Annotated in this window: 14 protein-coding genes and 1 tRNA gene; 8 read left to right on the top strand and 7 right to left on the bottom strand. The window is 67.1% G+C overall.

The genetic code is table 11. The annotated features are described in order from the left end of the window. Positions 1-516 precede the first annotated feature (516 nt). Complete coding sequence (rpoH, locus tag XM1_RS16915; RefSeq protein ID WP_068435534.1) at positions 517-1,395, top strand: RNA polymerase sigma factor RpoH; 879 nt, start codon at positions 517-519, stop codon at positions 1,393-1,395. A 127-nt stretch (positions 1,396-1,522) separates the two neighbouring features. On the opposite strand, the gene XM1_RS16910 is transcribed toward rpoH, so the two are convergent. The 3 genes from XM1_RS16910 to gltX all read right to left on the bottom strand — a co-directional run bounded on the left by XM1_RS16910 (position 1,523) and on the right by gltX (position 4,861). Beyond that, on the bottom strand, positions 1,523-1,864 hold the full coding sequence (locus XM1_RS16910) for a cyclic nucleotide-binding domain-containing protein (RefSeq protein ID WP_068435532.1): 342 nt from the start codon (positions 1,862-1,864) through the stop codon (positions 1,523-1,525). A 196-nt stretch (positions 1,865-2,060) separates the two neighbouring features. Next, positions 2,061-3,377 (bottom strand): citrate synthase, encoded by a 1,317-nt coding sequence (gene gltA, locus XM1_RS16905; protein WP_068435530.1) that lies wholly within the window; start codon positions 3,375-3,377, stop codon positions 2,061-2,063. Between the two features lie 50 nt (positions 3,378-3,427). Continuing rightward, positions 3,428-4,861, bottom strand: a complete 1,434-nt coding sequence (gene gltX / locus XM1_RS16900) for a glutamate--tRNA ligase (protein ID WP_068435526.1) — start codon at positions 4,859-4,861, stop codon at positions 3,428-3,430. A gap of 176 nt (positions 4,862-5,037) precedes the next feature. Between gltX and XM1_RS16895 the strand changes: the two genes are divergently transcribed. Continuing rightward, on the top strand, positions 5,038-7,197 hold the full coding sequence (locus tag XM1_RS16895) for a ComEC/Rec2 family competence protein (protein ID WP_068435521.1): 2,160 nt from the start codon (positions 5,038-5,040) through the stop codon (positions 7,195-7,197). Here XM1_RS16895 and XM1_RS16890 read toward each other — a convergent pair. From XM1_RS16890 to XM1_RS16880, 3 genes are all read right to left on the bottom strand, one after another. Further along, positions 7,194-8,912, bottom strand: coding sequence for an ATP-binding protein (locus tag XM1_RS16890; protein ID WP_068435519.1), 1,719 nt, complete (start codon positions 8,910-8,912; stop codon positions 7,194-7,196). The two genes, XM1_RS16895 and XM1_RS16890, sit on opposite strands and share 4 nt — an antisense overlap. Positions 8,913-8,994: 82 nt before the next feature. Beyond that, positions 8,995-9,411, bottom strand: a complete 417-nt coding sequence (locus XM1_RS16885; RefSeq protein WP_231920557.1) for a bacteriohemerythrin — start codon at positions 9,409-9,411, stop codon at positions 8,995-8,997. Between the two features lie 60 nt (positions 9,412-9,471). Further along, positions 9,472-10,737, bottom strand: a complete 1,266-nt coding sequence (locus XM1_RS16880) for a D-amino acid dehydrogenase (RefSeq protein ID WP_068435516.1) — start codon at positions 10,735-10,737, stop codon at positions 9,472-9,474. A gap of 82 nt (positions 10,738-10,819) precedes the next feature. Here XM1_RS16880 and XM1_RS16875 point away from each other — a divergent pair, with 82 nt between their 5' ends. Beyond that, the gene (locus tag XM1_RS16875; RefSeq protein ID WP_068435514.1) at positions 10,820-12,271 is read left to right on the top strand and encodes a bifunctional ADP-dependent NAD(P)H-hydrate dehydratase/NAD(P)H-hydrate epimerase; all 1,452 of its coding nucleotides are present in this window, start codon (positions 10,820-10,822) and stop codon (positions 12,269-12,271) included. Further along, on the top strand, positions 12,268-13,686 hold the full coding sequence (locus XM1_RS16870; protein ID WP_068435512.1) for a malonyl-CoA decarboxylase: 1,419 nt from the start codon (positions 12,268-12,270) through the stop codon (positions 13,684-13,686). Before XM1_RS16875 ends, XM1_RS16870 begins: the two co-directional genes overlap by 4 nt. 66 nt (positions 13,687-13,752) lie before the next feature. Here XM1_RS16870 and XM1_RS16865 read toward each other — a convergent pair whose 3' ends face one another. Next, on the bottom strand, positions 13,753-15,084 hold the full coding sequence (locus tag XM1_RS16865; protein ID WP_068435510.1) for a globin-coupled sensor protein: 1,332 nt from the start codon (positions 15,082-15,084) through the stop codon (positions 13,753-13,755). A gap of 248 nt (positions 15,085-15,332) precedes the next feature. On the opposite strand from XM1_RS16865, the gene XM1_RS16860 reads away from it, so the two are divergent. From XM1_RS16860 to clpX, 4 genes are all read left to right on the top strand, one after another. After that, a tRNA-Leu gene (locus tag XM1_RS16860) sits at positions 15,333-15,417 on the top strand. Between the two features lie 84 nt (positions 15,418-15,501). Then, complete coding sequence (tig, locus tag XM1_RS16855) at positions 15,502-16,887, top strand: trigger factor (protein WP_068435508.1); 1,386 nt, start codon at positions 15,502-15,504, stop codon at positions 16,885-16,887. 108 nt (positions 16,888-16,995) lie between these two features. Then, positions 16,996-17,637 carry an ATP-dependent Clp endopeptidase proteolytic subunit ClpP gene (gene clpP, locus XM1_RS16850; RefSeq protein WP_068435506.1) on the top strand — a complete coding sequence of 214 codons (642 nt, stop codon included), beginning with the start codon at positions 16,996-16,998 and terminating at the stop codon, positions 17,635-17,637. A 160-nt stretch (positions 17,638-17,797) separates the two neighbouring features. After that, positions 17,798-19,063, top strand: coding sequence for an ATP-dependent Clp protease ATP-binding subunit ClpX (gene clpX / locus XM1_RS16845; RefSeq protein WP_068435504.1), 1,266 nt, complete (start codon positions 17,798-17,800; stop codon positions 19,061-19,063). Positions 19,064-19,273 lie beyond the last annotated feature (210 nt).

Raw genomic sequence — 19,273 nt, 5'->3', positions numbered from 1 at the left:
GGCCTCAAAAACACAACCCCGCCCCGGCAGGGAGGGCGGGGCGGGGTCCGTGTACGCCGGCCAATCGGAGGGAGGGGCCGGCGCCTTACCTTTTCGTTCGTCCGGCGGAAACTGTGCTGGTCGCCGGGGAGAGCTTCATCATGACTCAAATTTCGCCGGGTGGATTCGCCGGTTCGGAATGGCCGCCATGCAGACGGCGAAGGCTGCCACATTCCCGCCACGATCGGCTGTTTAGCTGATCATAAGAGCAAACGGCGACGCGGTTCGCCCCCTTGATTTCGGCAGGGCCTTGCCACCATAATGGTGATGGTGGAATCGGTCGGTGCCCATGATGGGGCCGAGCCGTCCGCCGGATCGGAGCGCTGCCATGAAGGCGGGTTCCGGGTCATGTTGCTCGATGGAGGATGTGACGATGCGTATGATGATGCAGGGCTACGACTAGCGGTCTTTTCCGGTTTTTCAAACGATTCCCGGCGTGTTGGGCGCCAGGAAGGCACAAACTGGAGGGATCAGAACATGTCGGTTGCCAAACTTCCGGTCGTCGCCGGTGACGACGGCCTCGCCAAATACCTCAGGGATATCAAGGAATTCCCCGTCCTCGCCCCCGAGGAGGAATTCATGCTGGCCAAGCGCTGGACCGATTACGGCGACAAGGACGCCGCCCATCGGCTGGTGACCAGCCATCTGCGTCTGGTCGCCAAGATCGCGCTGGGCTATCGCCATTACGGCCTGCCGGTCGCCGACCTGATCAGCGAGGGCAATATCGGCCTGATGCGGGCGGTCAAGAAATTCGAGCCGGAGCGCGGCTTCCGCCTGGCCACCTACGCCATGTGGTGGATCAAGGCCTCGCTCAACGAGTTCGTGCTGAATTCGTGGTCCATGGTGCGGATCGGCACCCTGGCGGCGCAAAAGAAGCTGTTCTTCAACCTGCGGCGCATCAAGTCGCGCCTGCGCCTGCTGGAAGCGGGCGATCTGGCGCCCGAGCACGTGGCGACCATCGCCCGCGAACTGGACGTGGATGAAAGCGACGTGGTCGCCATGAACCGCCGCATGGCGGGACGCGATTCCTCGCTCAACACTCCCGTCGGCGAGGGCGGCACCGAGATTCAGGACTTGATGGCCGACGAGGCCGACAACCAGGAAACCGCCTTCGCCAAGCGCGAGGAACTGTCCAAGGGCCGTGCCCTGATCGCCCGGGCGCTGGACACCCTGACCGAGCGCGAGCGCGAGGTGTTCATCGAGCGCCGCCTTAAGGACGACCCCGTGACCCTGGAGGAGTTGGGCGGGCGCTACGGCGTATCGCGCGAACGCATCCGCCAGATCGAGGTCAAGGCCTTCGAGAAGGTGCGCGACCTGGTGCAGGCCGGCTTCCTGCCGGCACCGGCGCGGGCCTGATCCCTGGGGCTCTCGCCCCAAATCCCAGCCGAGGCGATGCCCCGGACCCCCTTTGATATTCAGTGAACGGGGTTCGGGGCCGTGGCCCTGGGCGGGTGCGGGCGGCAGCCCGCGCTTTCTTTTCGTCTCAGCCCAGCTTGCCGGCCATGGACCGGACGTTCTGGACCAGGATGCCCAGCAGCTTGATGACGAAGGGATCGACGCCCTTCAGCTTGGAATCGACCACCGAGCGGGGGATGACGATCAGGGTGGTCTCGGTCTTGGCCCGCGCCGTGGCCATGCGCGGCGCCCCGTCGATCAGGGCCATTTCGCCGAAGATGGTGTTGCCCCCCAGTTCGGCGAAGACCTTTTCGCCCTTCAGCAATTCCACCGTTCCCGACTGGATGATGAAGGCCTGGTCGCCGCTGTCGCCTTCCTTGAAGACGTGGCCGCCAGGATGGACGACGCGGCGGTCGAGGAAATTCATCATGGCGGCGTCTCCTGGCTTGGGCTAACGCCAACCTGCCATACTTAAGGCCAGGATGACCAGCGCGGAAAAGCCAAGTGCCGCCAGTGCGATCACGAGGCGGCGCTTCGCCTCGGGATGGGTGTTGTCGTTGGCGGGTCTTGGAATGCGTTGGGGCGGCGCCTTGCGGCGCCGCCCCTCCGGTACTCTCTGGTCCGACTTAGCCACGCTTGGCGAGCGGGACGAAATCCCGCTGCGCCGGGCCGACATACAGCTGGCGCGGACGGCCGATCTTCTGATCGGGGTCGGTCAGCATCTCGTTCCACTGGGCGATCCAGCCCACGGTGCGGGCCAGGGCGAACAGGCAGGTGAACACCTGGGTGGGGATGCCCATGGCCTTGAAAATGATGCCCGAGTAGAAGTCCACGTTCGGGAACAGCTTGCGGCTGACGAAGTACTCGTCCTCCAGCGCGATGCGCTCCAGCTCCATGGCCAGCTTCAGCAGCGGGTCGTCGTGGACGCCCAGCTCGTTCAGCACTTCGTGGCAGGTCTTGGCCATGATCTTGGCGCGCGGGTCGTAGTTCTTGTACACGCGGTGGCCGAAGCCCATCAGACGGAACGGATCGTCCTTGTCCTTGGCCTTCTTGATGTATTCGGGGATGCGGTCGACCGAGCCGATCTCGTGCAGCATCTGCAGCACGGCCTCGTTGGCGCCGCCATGGGCGGGACCCCACAGCGAGGCGATGCCGGCGGCGATGCAGGCGAAGGGGTTGGCGCCCGACGAACCGGCCAGACGGACGGTCGAGGTCGAGGCGTTCTGCTCGTGGTCGGCGTGCAGGATCAGGATGCGGTCCATGGCCTTGGCCAGGACCGGGCTGACCTTGTATTCCTCGCAAGGCGTGGCGAACATCATGTGCAGGAAGTTCTCGGCGTAGGAGAGCTTGTTCTGCGGGTACATGAAGGGCTGGCCCTGGGAGTACTTGTAGGCCCAGGCGACGATGGTCGGCATCTTGGCGACCAGACGGTAGCTGGCGATCATCCGCTGGTGCGGATCATTGATGTCGGTGGAGTCGTGGTAGAAGGCGGCCATGGCGCCCACCACGCCGCACATCACGGCCATGGGGTGCGAGTCGCGGCGGAAGCCGCGGAAGAAGAACGAGATCTGCTCGTTCAGCATGGAGTGACGGGTGATGTCGCTCTCGAACTTGGCCTTCTGCTCGGCGTTGGGCAGCTCGCCCTTGAGGATGGCATAGGCCACTTCCAGGAAGGAGCAGTTCTCGGCCAGATCGGAGATGGCGTAGCCGCGGTGCAGCAGGACGCCGGCGTCGCCGTCGATGTAGGTGATGGCCGATTTGCACGAGCCGGTGGACATGTAGCCGGGGTCATAGGTGAAGATGTCCTGGCTGGCGTAAAGGGAGCGGATATCCGCCACCTTGGGGCCGATGGAGCCGGACAGCAGCGGGAATTCCGTGGTCTTGCCGGTGCTGTTGTTGATCAGCGTGACGGATTCCTTGGGAGTCTTGTTCTCGTTCGTCATGTCTTCATACCCCGTGGTCTACTTCACTGTTTAAACGTGTCCGGCAGCCGTCAGGCCGCCGATGATTCCGTGGGCCGGGTCCCGCCGAGGGCGTCCTCGATGCGGCCCAGCGATTCCTCGCGGCCCAGCACTTCCATCACTTCGAAGATGGGAGGCGAGACCGAGGAACCGGCAAGCGCCGCCCGCAAGGGCTGGGCGATCTTGCCGAGCTTCTGCCCCCGCGCCTCGGCCAGGCGGCGGGCGGCGTCCTCGAGAGTGTCGCGCGTCCAGGCGTCCACTCCTTTGACTTCGGCCATGTAGGCGGCAAGATCGGCGGCGGCCGTCGGGTCGGCCATGGTCTTGGCCGCCTTCTCGTCCAGCGCCAGCGGCCGCTCGGCCACGTAGAACAGCGCCGAATCGGCCAGTTCCAGCATGGTCTTGGCCCGTTCCTTCAACCCGGTCATGCCGGTGCGCAGGCGGGCGACGGCCTGGCCGTTCAGCTTTCCGCCGCTCTTGGCCTCCAGCATGGGGACCAGCAGCTCGGTCAGGCGGCCGTCATCGGCCTGGCGCATGTAATGGCCGTTGAGATTGGTCAGCTTGACGAAGTCGAAGCGCGACGGCGACCGGCCCACCGAATCCAGGTTGAACCATTCGATCGCCTGCTCGGTCGAGATGATCTCGTCGTCGCCGTGGCTCCAGCCCAGGCGCAGCAGGTAGTTGCGCATGGCCTCGGGCAGGAAGCCCATGTCGCGATAGGCATCGACGCCCAGCGCGCCGTGGCGCTTGGACAGCTTGGCGCCGTCGGCGCCGTGGATCAGCGGAATATGGGCGAAAACCGGCACGTCCCAGCCGCAGGCCTTGTACAGCTGGTACTGGCGGAAGGCGTTGGTGAGGTGGTCGTCGCCGCGGATGACGTGGGTGATGCCCATGTCGTGGTCGTCCACCACCACGGACAGCATATAGGTGGGCGTGCCGTCGGCGCGCAGCAGCACCATGTCGTCCAGTTGGTCGTTGGCGACGCGCACGTCGCCCTGGACCAGATCGGCGATGACGGTCTCGCCCTCGTTGGGGGCCTTGAGGCGCACCACGAAGGGGGCGCCGGCCGGAGCCTCGGACGGGGCGCGGTCGCGCCAGATGCCGGGATAGCGCATAGGCAGGCCCTTGGCCTTCTGCTCCTCGCGGATGGCGGCCAGCTCGTCCTGGGTGCAGTAGCAGCGATAGGCCTTGCCCTCGTCCAGCAGCTTGCGCGCCACCTCGGCATGGCGGCCGGCGCGCGAGAACTGCATCACCGCCTCGCCGTCCCAGTCCAGGCCCAGCCACCTGATGCCATCGAAGATGGCTTCCACCGCCGCCTCGGTCGAGCGGGCGCGGTCGGTATCTTCGATGCGCAGCAGGAATTTGCCGCCGAAATGGCGGGCGAACAGCCAGTTGAACAGGGCGGTGCGCCCTCCGCCGATGTGGAGGTAGCCGGTGGGAGAGGGGGCGAAGCGGGTAACGACAGTCATGACGATGCTTTCGGCGTCCTTTATGCCGCATGGGACAAGGCTGCCTTGTGTAGCATATCTTTATGCCCCTGACAGCCCGGTGTTGGGGGTGGATGGCAAAAAACCCGCCCGATTGGATAGGGGTTTTCCCGACCGCACGCTCCGGATCGGACGCGGCGGCAAATCTCCTGCGCGCAATGGAAGAGTGCCTGCTGGCCGAGCGGGGGCGCTGGCCCTTGTGGCTGCCCGTTTTTCTGGGCGTGGGGATCGGCCTTTACTTCGCCCTGCCCGTCGAGCCCAGCCCTTTCTGGGGCTGGGCCGGGCTGGCGGCGGCCATCGGCTGTCTCCTTCTGGTCCGCCGCCGGTCCCTGCCGCTGATGCTGGCCACCTCCTGCCTGCTGGCGGTGGCGCTGGGATACGCCGTCGTCCAGGTCCGCAGCCTGCGTCTGGCCGCTCCGGTGGTGGAGCGGCCCACCGGCGCCCTGATGCTCGAAGGCGTGGTGGTGGAGGTCGAGGCCCTGCCCGACGGCGGCAGCCGCCTGACGCTGGACCGGGTGGCCCATGACCGCGACGATGTCCTGGTTCCCTTGAAGGCCCGCATCAAGGCCAAGCCCGGCCTCGCTCCGGTCAACGTGGGCGACCGCGTCCGGGTGCGGGCCATGCTGATGCCGCCGGCCCAGCCGGCCATGCCCGGTGCCTTCGACTTCGCCCGTTTCGCCTGGTTCCGGCAATTGGGAGGCATCGGCTCGGCGCTGGGGCCGGTGACGGTGGTCGAACCGGGCGCCGCCGGCGGCTGGAAGGGAGAGCTCACCATCGCCGTCAACGACATCCGCCACGCCATGACGGCGCGCATCCTGGCGGTGCTGCCCGGCGACCGGGGGGCGGTGACGGCGGCGCTGACCACCGGCGACCAGATGCCCATTTCGGCCCCCATGATGCAGGCCTACCGGGATTCGGGCCTGGCCCACATCCTGTCCATCTCGGGCCTGCACATCACCATGGCCGCCGGGCTGGTGTTCGTGGGCCTACGGGGCCTGCTGGCGCTGTTTCCGCCCCTGGCGCTGCGCTATCCCATCAAGAAGTGGGCGGCGGCCCTGGCGATTGCGTTCGCCGGCTTCTACACCCTGCTGGCCGGTTCGCCGGTTCCGGCCCAGCGCTCCTTCTTCATGACCGGGCTGGTGCTGCTGGCGGTGCTGCTGGACCGCATGGCGCTGTCCATGCGGCTGGTGGCCTGGGCGGCGGTGGTGATCCTGCTGTGGGCGCCCGAGGAACTGATCGGTCCCAGTTTCCAGATGTCGTTTGCCGCCGTGGTGGCCATGATCGCCGCCTACGAAAGCCTGACGCCCCGCCAGGGCGCCTGGCGGGCGGCGCATCCCGGAATCCTGCCGGCGGTGGGGCTTTACGTGTTCGGGGTGGTGACGACGACGGTGATCGCCGGGTTTGCCACGGCGGTCTACGGCATCTTCCACTTCAACCGCTTCGCCGTGTGGTCGGTGGCGGCCAACATGATCGCCGTGCCGCTGACCGGCTTCTGGGTGATGCCCTGGGCGCTGGTGATGTTCGTGCTGATGCCGCTCGGGCTGGAATCCCTGGCCCTGGTTCCCATGGGCTGGGGTGTCGAGGGCGTCAACCGGGTGGCGGTGTGGGTGGCGTCGTGGCCCAGTTCGGCGGTGACCCTTCCCATCCTGCCGCTGTGGGCCATGGTGACGTTCACCCTGGGCGGAAGCTGGCTGTGCCTGTGGCGGGGGAGGTGGCGGTGGTGGGGGGTGCTGCCCATGGCCGCCGCCCTGGCCTCCATGGCCTTCGCCCGGCCTCCCGATTTGCTGGTGGACGGGCGCGGCGACGGCATGGCGGTGCGCGCCGGCGACGGGACCCTATTGCTCAACGGCAAGGGCGGGCGGATTCTCAAGGACACGTGGAGCCGCCGGGCGGGGCCCGCCGCGTCCGAGCGCTGGCCGAAGAAAAGCTCGTCCAGGGACGGCCGGCTGCGCTGCGACGAAAGCGGCTGCCTGTGGCGGGTGGACGGAAGGGTGGTGGCCCTGGTCAAGGACGAGGACAACCCGGAAAAGGCCTGCGCCGGGGCCGACGTGGTGGTGAGCAGTGTGCCGTTGCGCGGCACCTGCCGGGGCGCCCGCGTGCTGATCGACCGCTTCGACCTGTGGCGGCGGGGACCGCATGCCCTGTGGCTGGAGCCGGACGGCGTGCGCGTCGAGACGGTGGCGGGATGGCAGGGCGACCGGCCCTGGGCCTGGCATCCCCATCCCCGCAAGAAGGCCAAGGCGCCAGCGCAGACCGCCCCGCGCGAACCGCCCTCTTTGCGTGAGCCGGACGAGAGGAAGGACGAGGAGGAGGATTAGTCGTCTTGAGCGTCGCGGGCGGTGAAGTAGAAGGTGGAGCCCTCGCCCGGCTTGGATTCGACCCAGATGCGGCCGCCCAGGCGGGTGACGATGCGCTGGCACAGCGCCAGGCCGATGCCGGTTCCCTCGTAGGCCGAATCGGCGTGCAGGCGCTGGAAGATGACGAAGATGCGCTCGAAATGCTCGGGCTCGATGCCGATGCCGTTGTCCTTGACCGCGAAGCGCCAGATAGAGTTGGACAGCCGCACCGCCTCGATATGGATGACCGGGGGCCGTTCGGGGTGGCGGTATTTCAGCGCGTTGCCCAGCAAATTCTGGAACAGGCTGGACAACTGGCTTTCGTCGGCCTCGATGGTGGGCAGGGGGGCGATGGAGACCGTGGCGCCGCTTTCCTCGATCACCGCCTTCAGGTTGCCGGCGGCGATGTCGGCGGCGCGGGCCGCCGACACGGGCTGCAGCGGCTTGGCCTGGCTGTTGATGCGCGAATAGTGCAGCAGGTCGGTGATCAGCCGGTACATGCGCTTGGTGCCGGCGGTGAGGAAGGCGATGTACTCGTTGGCCTCGTCGTCCAGCTTGTCGCGGTAGCGGCGGTCGAGCATCTGGGCATAGCCGGTGATGACGCGCAGCGGCGTCTTCAGGTCGTGGGAGGCCACATAGGCGAAGCGTTCCAGGTCGGCGTTGGAGCGTTCCAGCATTTCGGCGGCGGCGCGGCTGGTCTGTTCGGCCTGGCTCAGGCGGCGGTTGCGGGTGTCGAGCACCAGCACGAGAACGGCGAAGGCCAGGATTGCCATAGCGAACAGGCTGGTCTCGATCACTTCCGATTGCCTGGCGGCCTCCAGTCCGGCGGCGATGTCGGAATCGGCGAAGCCGATTACCGCCACCAGGGGATAGTCGGCCAGCCGTTTGTAAAGGAAGGTCCGCTCGATGCCATCGAGCAGAGAGCGTTTGCGGAACTTGCCCTCGGCCTTGGATTGCGCCTCGCCCCAGATCTGCAGGCTCGACATCGGCGCCGCGTCGGCCTCCGGCGGCGGCTGGCGGGCAAGGAGGATGCGGTCCAGCCCGAAAATGGCCGCCGACGAATTCGGACCCAGCGTCATGTCCCGGTAAAAGCCGGCGATCTGGCTGGAGTGGACGTTCAGCACGATGACCCCGTTCAAGCTCTTGCCGTTCAGCAGCGGCCGGGCCACGTGGAAGTACTGCCGGTCGGGTTCGGTGCTGTTGTTGTTGGCTCCGATCAGCAATCCGTCGCTTGTGGCGCCCTGGAAGTGAAGGAACGCCGCCTGGTCGGAAAGGTCGGTGCCGCGCGGCAGGGCCGGATCGGACGAGAACGCGACGCGCCCGCGCTGGTCCATGACGGTCAGGGTGCTGGAAAAGAGGTTCGATTTGGGCGGCGTCACCCGGTCGAGGAATCGTCCCAGATTGCCGGTCCCCTCGCGCTCGCTGAAATCACGCGCCGCGCGCAGGTAGACATCGGCCAGGTCGAACAGCCGGACGGTCTGAATCTCGAAGGATTGCAGGATCTTGCGCGCCTGCAATTCGGAGAATTCGACCCGCTCGCGCTCCAGCTCGTCGAGATTGTTGAGGATGATGCTGATATAGGCGCCGATCAGCGCCAGGGCGGTGACGACGATGCCAACCCGGCGAAGATCGATGAGCCTGGGCCGTTCACCCGTTGCCGGAACCGGTTCAGTCTTGCCGCGGAAAATCTGGAACAAAGACGTTCTGCCTTTGGCAATGGCGAAGAATGGCGCCCCGAGCGTGGCGGGAGACTGAGCTTATCGCGGAAATTTCACCCTGTCACGGGCGAGCCCGAAGGGGCGGCGGGTGTTGCGGGTGGGGGGCATAGCGCCGCAGCATCACGTCGCTTTGCACCATGTGATGCGACACCCAATCCTTGATCAGGGCGGCGAGGTCTCTGAGCATGGCGCCGTGGTCGGCCTTGTGGGGCGTGGCCTGATAGAGGTTCTGCAGGTCGGCCAGCCGTCCCAGCAGGGCCTGATGTTCGCGGTGGTGGGCGTCCTGGAAGGGAAAGCCGCATTCCCGCTGGGCCTTTTCCTCGCGGCTGAAATTGATGGAGGTCTGCTCGTACAATCCGGTGAGGAACGTGCCGATGGCGGTGTCGGCGCCCGCATGGCGGAGCGTGGCCTCGAATTCGTTCACATGGGCCAAGAACTGTTTCTGCGCCTTGTCGATTTCCGGGTGACCGGTACTCATGGCGTCGCGCCACACCAACATCGCTGCCTCCGGGCGTCGTCTCCACGCCCATTCCCTTTTCTAAAGGTAGGATGCGAAACGTGCGACGCCCAGTCCATCCATACCGATGTCCGGTTGCTGGCCAGACACAAGGTCGGCGATCACCCGGCCCGAGCCGCAGGACATGGTCCAGCCGAGCGTGCCGTGTCCGGTGTTCAGCCACAGGTTGGAGAACGGCGTGGCGCCCAGCAGCGGCACGCTGTCGGGGGTGACGGGACGCAGGCCGGCCCAGGGCTCGGCGCGGTCGAAATCGCCGCCGTCGGGGAACAGGCGCCGGGTGTTCTCCAGGATCAGGCGGGACCGCAGCGGGTTGAGCGAACGGTCGTAGCCCGCCATCTCGGCGGTTCCGGCGGCGCGCAAGCGGTCGCCCAGGCGGGAATAGACCATCTTGTGCTCGTCGTCGGTGACGGAGACGAAGGGCGCGCCGGCATGGTTGGCCACCGGCACGGTGACGGAATAGCCCTTGGCCGGAATGACGGGCAGCTTCAGCCCCAGCGGCCGGGCCAGCAGGGGCGAGTCGCAGCCGGCGGCAAGGACATAGGCGTCGCCGGCGATGGTCTCGGCCCCGGCGGCCAGGCCGCTCACCCGGCCGCCGTCCCGGAGCAGGCCCTGGATCGGCACGTTCCAGCGGAACTCGACGCCCCTGGCCGCCGCCAGTTCCGCCAGGCGGCGGGTGAATTTGTGGGCGTCGCCGCTTTCGTCGTCGGGGGTGTAGATGCCGCCGGCCAATTCCCCCCGCACGGCGGCCAGGGCGGGTTCGATGCCGACGCACTCGTCCGCGTTTTTGGGCATGCGGCGCAGGCCGTGGCGGATCATCACCTCGGCGGCGCGGCAGGCGTGCTCGAACTCGGCGCCGTCGCGGTAGACGTGGAGGATGCCCCGGGTCTGCTGGTCGTAGTCGATGCCGGTCTCGGCGCGCAACTCGCCCAGGCAGGCGCGGGAATACAGGGCGACCCGCAGCGTGCGTTCGGTGTTGATCTCGGCTTGGCTGCGCGGGCAATTGGCCAGGAAGCGCAGGCCCCAGGCCCACAGCGCCGGATCCCAGCGGTTCCAGCGGAACAGGAGCGGCGCGTCCTCGCGGCCCAGCCATTTCAGCACCTTGGGCAGGACGGACGGGTTGGCCCAGGGCTCGGCGTGGCAGGGGGACACCTGGCCGCCATTGGCGAAGCTGGTCTCGAGCCCGGCGCCCTCGCGCCGGTCCACCACGGTCACGTCGTGACCGGCCCTGGCGAGATACCAGGCGCTGGCGGTGCCGATCACTCCGGCTCCGATGACCACGACCTTCACTTCAGTCCTCCGTGCGAGCCCGAAACATCTAATGCAGCCGCTCCGCGTTGGCAAATGGGCAGTTGCGCATTACCCTTGGGGGATGAGCGACGAGATACTCAGCGTTGAACAGATGTACCGGGCCGACGGCCTGGCCCTGTCGGCGGGAATTGCCGGCGAGCGGCTGATGGAGGCGGCGGGATGGGCCGTGGCCCGTGCCGCGCGGCGCCTGTTGCCCCGGGGCCGCGTCGCCATCCTGTGCGGTCCCGGCAACAACGGCGGCGACGGCTTCGTGGCGGCGCGGCTGCTGGCCCGCGAGGGAAGGGCGGTGCGCGTCGGCCTGCTGGGCGATCCGGCGCGGCTGAAGGGGGACGCCGCCCTGATGGCGGAGCGCTGGACGGGACGGGTCGAGCCCTTGACGCCGGCCGTCCTCGACGGCTGCGTCGGCGTGATCGACGCCCTGTTCGGCGCCGGGCTGGCCCGCCCCCTGGACGGCGAGGCCCGATTGGTGGTCGAGGAGATCGGCCGGCGTAAGCTGCCGGTGATCGCCGTCGACGTTCCCTCGGGCGTTCACGGCGACAGCGGCGCCGTGATGGGCGCCGCCCCCGATTGTCTCGCCACCGTGACCTTCTTCCGCCCCAAGCCCGGCCATTGCCTGGTTCCCGGACGGCTCAAATGCGGCGAGGTCGTCGTCGCCGATATCGGCATTCCCGACGCGGCGCTGGACGACATCAAGCCCGCCATTCGCCGCAACGGGCCGGCGGCCTGGGCGTTGCCCGCCATCGCGCCCGACGGGCACAAATACTCCCGCGGCCACGCCCTGATCCTGGGCGGGGCCGAGATGACCGGCGCCGCCAGGCTGGCGGCGCGTGCCGCGCGCCGCGTGGGGGCGGGGCTGGTCACCATCGCCGCGCCGCCCCGGGCGCTGGACCTCTATCGTGCCGGCGATCCCGGCCTGCTGGTGATCTCGGCCGAGCCCTTCGACGCCGCGCTGGCCGATCCGCGCCGCAACGCCCTGCTGCTCGGTCCCGGCGGCGGGGTGGGCGAGGGGATGGCGTCCCGGGTGGCGGCAGCGCTGGCCACCGGGCGGCCTTGCGTGCTGGATGCCGACGCGCCCGGCAGTTTCGAAGGAAGGGGCGAAGATCTGTTCCGGCGCCTGTCCGACCGGATCGTCCTCACCCCCCATGACGGCGAGTTCAAGCGCCTGTTCGGCGAGGTGGCCGGGAGTCGCCTGGAACGGGCGCTGCACGGGGCGCGGGCCTCGGGGGCGGTGGTGCTGCTCAAGGGGCCGGACACCGTGGTGGCCCATCCCGACGGTCGCGCCACCATCACCACCGATGCGCCGCCCTTCCTTGCCACCGCCGGGTCTGGCGACGTGCTGGCCGGGCTGATCGTCGGGCTGCTGGCCCAGGGGATGGAACCTTTCGCCGCCGCCTCGGCCGCCGCCTGGTTGCACGGGCGGGTGGCTGTCGCGCATGGGCCCGGCCTGATCGCCGAGGATCTGCCGGACGCCCTTCCCGCAATCCTGGCCGCAAGGGGGGGTAATCACCCATGAACGAGGTTCAGACTGCCGCTGTCACTCTGCTGGCCCGCCTGAAGGGCGTGTGGCGCGACATCGCCGGCTCGGACGGGGCGGGCAAGGTGCCGCCGCTCTCTCCCCTGTTGCCCGAGGGCGATCTGGTCCGGCTGCGCGCCCAGATGGCGGCCTGCCTCGAATCGCGGGGCGGCGAGGTTTCCGCCCGCGCCCGGGCGGCGGCCCTGGGGCGGGCCTATCTGTCCCTGGCGGCCGAGGGACGGGTGCGCTTCCTGTCCCTGCTGGCCACGGATTTCGGGCCGGACCGGGATGCGGTGGACGCGGCGGCGGCGGCCATGGCCGGGGCGGCGGACGACGCGGCGCGCGCCCGGGCCGAGATGGCGCTGCGCCAGGCGCTGGAGCCGCCGCGCCTCAAATTGCTGACCCAGTTCAACGCGCTTCCCGAGGGCGTCAAGTTCCTGGTGGACATGCGGGCCGAACTGATGGGGCTGATGCGCGAGCATCCCCATCTGGCGCCGCTGGAGGGCGACCTGAAGGGGTTGCTGACCTCGTGGTTCGACGTGGGCTTCCTGGTGCTGGAGCGCGTCACCTGGCGCTCTGCGGCGGCCGTCTTGGAAAAGATCATGCAGTACGAGGCGGTGCATGCCATCCAGGGCTGGACCGACCTGAAGAACCGCCTGGATTCCGACCGCCGCCTCTACGCCTTCTTCCATCCGCGCATGCCCGATGAGCCGCTGATCTTCGTCGAGGTGGCCCTGGTCCAGGACATGGCCGGCAACGTCCAGGACCTGCTGGACCCCACCGCGCCGCTGGGCGACGTGGACAAGGCCGACACCGCCATCTTCTATTCCATCAACAACGCCCAGCGTGGTCTGGCGGGAATCAGCTTCGGCAATTTCCTGATCAAGCGGGTGGTGGACGACCTGTCGCGGGAGTTCAAGCAGATCAGGACCTTCGCCACCCTGTCGCCCATCCCCGGCTTCCGCCGCTGGCTGGACGGCCGCCTGACCACGGGCGAGCCGGGTCTGCTGACGCCCGCCGAGCATAAGGCGCTGACCCGTGCCACCGGCGGCATGGGCGCCAAGGGCAGCCTCAAGGCGCTGCTGGCCGAACCCGACTGGACGGCCGAGCCCCTGCTGGCCGAGGCGCTGGAGGGGCCGCTGACCCGGCTCGCCGCCCGCTACCTGGCTCGCGAGAAGCGCCCCGACGGCATGGCGGCGCTGGACCCGGTGGCCCATTTCCACCTGTCCAACGGGGCGCGTGTCGAGCGGATCAACTGGATGGCCGACATGTCGGCCAACGGATTGGCGCAGTCGGCGGGGCTGATGGTCAACTACCTCTATGACCTGGGCGACATCGATTCCAACCACGAAGCCTATTCGGCCAGTGGCAAGGTGGCGGTGTCGGGACGGGTCAAGGCGTTGATTAAGGGCTAGGGGGCGGGCGGGACGCCCGCGCTCCCAATGATCGTGGAGCGCGGGCGTCCCGCCCGCATTCCCGACTCAGCCGGCGCGGATCTGGGCGACGAAGCGGTCCACCTGGGTTTCCAGCTGGGCGGAATCGCGCGACAGGGTCGAGGCGGCATCCAGCACCTGGCGGGCGGCGTCGCCGGTTTCGGCGGCGGCGGCGTTGACCCGGGTGATGGTCTCGGTCACTTCCGAGGTGCCCTGGGCCGCCTGCTGGACGTTGCGGGCGATTTCGCCGGTGGCGGCGCCCTGTTCCTCCACCGCGGCGGCGATGGAGCCCGAGATCTGGTTGATCTGGCCGATGGTGCTGGCGATGCCGCCGATGGCGGTGACCGCGTCGCGGGTGGCCGATTGCACGGCGGAAATCTGGGCGGCGATCTCCTCGGTGGCCTTGCCGGTCTGGTTGGCCAGGCTCTTCACCTCGTTGGCGACGACGGCGAAGCCCTTGCCGGCGTCGCCGGCCCGCGCCGCCTCGATGGTGGCGTTCAAGGCCAAGAGGTTGGTCTGGCTGGCGATGTCGTTGATCAGCTTCACCACCTGGCCGATCTTGCTGGCCGCCTCGGCCAGGCTTTGCACCATCTGGTTGGTGCGGTCGGCCTCCACCATGGCGTTGGCGGCGATCTGGGCCGACTGGGACACCTGGCGGCTGATCTCGGTGATGGAGGAGGACAGTTCCTCGGCCGCCGCCGCCACGGTCTGGATGTTGACGGTGGCTTCTTCCGCCGCCGCCGCCACGGTGGTGGACTGGCGCGAGGTTTCCTCGGCGGTCGACGTCATGGTCTTGGCGGTGGATTCCATCTGGCCCGCCGACGAGGCCACCGAGGCCACCAATCCCTTGACCTCGCGCTCGAAGACGTCGGCCTTGGCGCCCAGCTCGCGGGCGATGATGGCGGCGGTGTTGGTCTCGATATAGACCGAGGTGGCCAGGTCCATGTCCAGGAACGCGGCCTTGTTGATGGCGTTCAGCACCTGGGTGAGGCGCCGGGGGTCCTTGCGGTAATAATCCACCGCAATGCCGGTGACCATGTTCAGCACGAAGCAATAACCGGCGGTGTACCACTTGGGCTCCAGGCCGATGCGCTGGTGGACCTTGCCGATCTCGGTGACCTGGGCGAAGTAGCGGTCGTCGAACTGGCCGAGGAACACGCTTTCCATCCAATGCTTCTTCTGCATGGAGCGGGCGTGGGCCATGCGCTCGGGGTTGGCGAACATCTTGGCGGTCGCCGGATTGTTGCTGACATGGCGGTAGAAGGTATCGAGAACCCCGTCGATATGTCGCGCCAAGATATCGCGGAATTCCCGCAATGCGCGCTTGGTCTCTTCGTCGATCTGCAGAAAGGCGATGCTTGAAGTGCGGTCGAGGTTCATTTTGCCACCTGATCCCCAATAATACGTAGACAGCGAGTATGAGGCAGGGGGGGAAGGCTTTCAAATCGATTCCGGCCAGAGGCGGATCGGGCGACTCGACTTTTTTCTTGCCCGAAGCCCGGTGGAAAGGAGCTTGCGGCTTTTCCCTGTTTCCCTGGAAACGAACATGCTATAGACAGGACCCTCCCGACGGGGCGGCCCCAGGGCGCGCATTTGCGCGCGCGAAGGCAGCCGGCGTGTTTGGCCGTGCGGGCGTGGTGGAATTGGTAGACACACTGGATTTAGGTTCCAGCGGCGCAAGCCATGGGGGTTCAAGTCCCTTCGCCCGCACCAGCCACCGCCGCCGCCGCCGCTTAAAGCAGGCCGTCTGGCGGGAGCAGCGATTTCAACTCACTCGATTCGATTGGCGATAGACTGATGCAGGTAACCGAGATCAATGCCGAAGGCCTGAAGCGCGAATTCAAGGTCGTCGTTCCCGCCCAGCAACTGGAAACCCGGATGCAGGACAAGCTGGCGGAGATCGCCCGCAACGTGGCCATGCCGGGCTTCCGCCCCGGCAAGGTGCCCATGACCATCGTGCGCAAGAAGTACGGCGGCGCGGTGATGGGCGAGATTCTGGAGAACGCCGTCAACGACGGCGCCGGCAAGGCCATCACTGACGGCAACCTGCGTCCGGCCATGCAGCCCAAGATCGAGATCACCAAGTACGAGGAAGGCTCGGACCTGGAGTTCACCGTGGCGGTGGAAGTGCTGCCCGAGATCAAGACCATGGATTTCGGCACCATCAACCTGGTGCGCGACAAGGCCGTGGTGCCGGACGCCGAGGTGGACGACGCCCTGGCCAAGATCGCCGAGCGCAACGAGACCTCCGAGGCGGTCAAGCGCGCGTCCAAGTCGGGCGACGTGGTCGTCATCGACTTCGTGGGCAAGGTTGACGGCGTAGCGTTCCCCGGCGGCACCGCCGAGGGCTACTCGCTGAAGCTGGGCTCCAACACCTTCATTCCGGGCTTCGAGGACCAGCTGGTCGGCAAGAAGGCCGAGTCGGACGTCGAGGTCAACGTGACCTTCCCCGAGGGTTACGGCAACGAATCCCTGGCCGGCAAGCCCGCTTTGTTCGAGGTCAAGGTCAAGGAAGTGCGCGCCCCCAAGGCCGCCGCCGTGGACGACGAGCTGGCCAAGTCGGTCGGCCTGGAAAGCCTCGACGCGCTCAAGACCGCCATCCGCGAGGAAATCGCCCGCGAGCTGGACGGCGTGTCGCGCATGAAGCTGAAGCGCGCCCTGCTGGACGCGCTGTCGGCGGGTCACGACTTCCAGGTGCCCCCGGGCATGCTGGACGCCGAGTTCGAGGCCATCTGGAAGCAGGTCGAGTCCGATAAGGAAGCCGGCCGCCAGGACCCCGCCGACGCCGCCAAGTCCGAGGACGAGCTGAAGGCCGAGTACCGCACCCTGGCCGAGCGCCGCGTGCGCCTGGGCCTGCTGCTGGCCGAGGTCGGCCGGGTCAACGAGATCAACGTGACCCAGGAAGACCTGAACCGCGGCATCATGATGGAAGCCCGCCGCTACCCCGGCCAGGAGCATCTGGTGCTGCAGTACTACCAGAAGAACACCGAAGCCCTGGAATCGCTGCGCGCTCCCCTCTACGAGGAGAAGGTGGTCGATTTCATCCTGGAGCTGGCCAAGATCACCGACAAGGAAGTGTCGGTGGACGACCTGCGCAAGGACCCCGACGAGGCTTCCGCCGAGGGCGACGCCCCGGCCAAGCCGAAGAAGAAGGCCGCCGCCAAGAAGAAGGCGGCCGAATAGGTCTCGACCCGACGTGCAATGCCCGCGATATTCACCATATGAATATCGCGGGCGGCCAATTTCCTCGGCGTCCGCCCCCGCCGTTGCCAAATCCATGAAGGACGGAACATGCGCGAAAGAGACCCGATCGACCTGTACATGAACACCCTGGTTCCCATGGTGGTCGAGCAGACCAACCGGGGCGAGCGGTCCTACGACATCTATTCGCGCCTGCTGAAGGAGCGGATCATCTTCCTGACCGGACAGGTGTACGACGAGGTCGCCAGCCTGATCTGCGCCCAGCTGTTGTTCCTGGAATCCGAGAATCCCAACAAGGACATCGCCTTCTACATCAACTCGCCGGGCGGCGTGGTGACGTCGGGCCTGGCCATGTACGACACCATGCAGTACATCCGTCCGCACGTCTCCACCGTGTGCATCGGCCAGGCGGCCTCCATGGGCTCGCTGCTGATGACCGCCGGCGAGAAGGGCAAGCGTTTCTCCCTGCCCAACGCCCGCATCATGGTTCACCAGCCGTCGGGCGGCGCCCAGGGCCAGGCCACCGATATCGAGATCCAGGCCCGCGAGATCCTTGCGCTGCGCGCCCGGCTGAACAACATCTATGTTCAGCACACCGGCCAGCCGCTGGACGTCATCGAGAAGGTGATGGAACGCGACAAGTTCATGACCGCCGAGGAGGCCAAGGAATTCGGCCTGATCGACGAGGTGGTGAACAAGCGTCCCGCCGCCGAGGGCGACAGCGCTTCCTGACGTCCGTTCACGCGACAGCGGCCGGGCCGGTTCCTGAACGGAACCCGCCCGGCCGTTTGCTTATGCGGTTCAGGCAGAATTGTCGTTGTCTGGCGTGGCGGGCTGTGTCTAACATGATTTCGCGGGTGCGATGCGGCCGTTTTGATCCAATGGAGTTTCGATGACCAAGTCCTCTAGCGGCGATTCCAAGAACACCCTCTACTGCTCGTTCTGCGGCAAGAGCCAGCACGAGGTGAGGAAGCTTATCGCCGGGCCGACCGTGTTCATCTGCGATGAATGCGTCGAGCTGTGCATGGACATCATCCGCGAAGAGCACAAGACCCACATGGTCCGCTCGCGCGATGGCGTGCCGACCCCCAAGGACATCTGCCAGGTGCTCGATGACTACGTCATCGGCCAGGGCCATGCCAAGAAGGTGCTGTCGGTCGCCGTCCACAACCACTACAAGCGCCTGCAGCACGGCGGCAAGAACAACGAAGTCGAGCTGGCCAAGTCCAACATCCTGCTGATCGGCCCCACCGGCTGCGGCAAGACCCTGCTGGCCCAGACCCTGGCCCGCATCCTCGACGTGCCCTTCACCATGGCCGACGCCACCACGCTGACCGAGGCCGGTTACGTGGGCGAGGACGTGGAGAACATCATCCTCAAGCTGCTGCAGGCCGCCGAATACAATGTCGAGCGGGCCCAGCGCGGCATCGTCTACATCGACGAAGTGGACAAGATCAGCCGCAAGTCCGACAACCCGTCCATCACCCGCGACGTGTCGGGCGAGGGCGTGCAGCAGGCCCTGCTGAAGATCATGGAAGGCACCGTCGCCTCGGTGCCGCCCCAGGGTGGGCGCAAGCATCCGCAGCAGGAATTCCTGCAGGTGGACACCACCAACATCCTGTTCATCTGTGGCGGCGCCTTCGCCGGGCTGGAGAAGATCATCGGCAGCAGAGGCCGGGGTACCTCCATCGGCTTTGGCGCCGACGTGCGCGGCCCGGACGAGCGGCGCACCGGCGAAATCCTGCGCGAGGTCGAGCCCGAGGATCTGCTGAAGTTCGGCCTGATCCCGGAATTCGTCGGCCGTCTGCCGGTTCTGGCGACGCTCGAGGATCTGGACGTCGACGCCCTGATCGACATCCTGTCCAAGCCCAAGAACGCCCTGGTCAAGCAGTACCAGCGCCTGTTCGAGATGGAGGACACCCGTCTCACCTTCTCCGACGACGCGCTGAAGGCCATCTCGGAAAAGGCCATCGCCCGCAAGACCGGTGCCCGCGGCCTGCGCTCCATCATGGAAAGCATTCTGCTCGACACCATGTTCGACCTGCCCGGCCTTGACGCCGTGGACGAGGTGGTGATCAACAAGGAAGTGGTGGAGGGCCGCGCCAAGCCGCTCTACATCTACGCCGAACGGCGCGAGGACACCGGCGCCAGCGCTTAAATTCGGTTCGAAGCGTGAAAAAACGGGCGGGTTCCCCTGATCAGGGGGCCCGCCCGTCGCTTTTCACACAATTCCTAGTGTTCCGCATCGGCCTAAGGCCAAAATCTGCATTGCGGACACCCCCGACAAGACACTAGAATCGTCGGACATGGCTTGACGACGGGGGGAGTCCGCCCCAGCTAGAGCCTGTAACGTGACAGTACAAAGACG

Origin of the sequence: Magnetospirillum sp. XM-1, from assembly GCF_001511835.1 — a bacterium.
Taxonomy (GTDB): domain Bacteria; phylum Pseudomonadota; class Alphaproteobacteria; order Rhodospirillales; family Magnetospirillaceae; genus Phaeospirillum.
Note: the sequence above shows the minus strand (reverse complement) of the source record. Positions and strands in the feature narration are given on the sequence as shown.